1 protein-coding gene is annotated in these 632 nt (G+C 54.4%); it reads right to left on the reverse strand.

Annotated elements, in window-relative coordinates; all coding sequences use genetic code 11:
• The coding region (locus EYY67_RS24335) for a fimbrial protein (protein ID WP_131694614.1) at positions 1–632 on the reverse strand (632 nt) is incomplete at both ends.

Here is a 632-nt window from a genome sequence, read left to right on the forward strand (position 1 = left end):
GAGAAATTATCCAGACACCCCTGTTTCACCGCTTTGATGGCAAACGGCAGCGAAATGCCGGACGAGCGCGATAAGGTGGTTGACTGGATCGCGCCGAAATCCACAATCTGGGATTCCGGGTACACCTTCAGGTCGGAACCGCAGGCCAGAAAGCGGATCCCCTGCAGCCCTGACAGGTTGTATTTGAGGTTCTTCGCCCCCGGCGTTTTATTGATGCCCTGGCTACCATCGAGCTGAAACACCGTAAACTGGTCGGCTCCCTGATAATGTCCGCTGGAAGGCGCATTGCCGCTGACTTTGATATACAGACGGAACGTGACATTCACCGTCACATTTTGTCCTTTTTTGATCGGCTCGCTGTTGGTGCTCAGGCGCTGCTCGTTTTGTTCCAGATCCTGCCCGTTATAGCTGACGCCTAATAACAACCCTTCGCCAATCGACTGGGATTTGGGGTTGAAGTAGAAATGCACCACGTCAATGATCGACCCCAGCACGTTGTCGCAATAGGCCGTCACGTTGATGTCATTGGATTCCCACACCTTGGTTCCAGGGGGAACATTGGCCGGGATCGCCAGTTGCCCGACCGGGATCGCCGGTTTATCCACGATGCCGGTGCCTTTTTCGACACAATC

This window comes from Rahnella victoriana (genome assembly GCF_004330295.1).
Taxonomy (GTDB): domain Bacteria; phylum Pseudomonadota; class Gammaproteobacteria; order Enterobacterales; family Enterobacteriaceae; genus Rahnella; species Rahnella victoriana.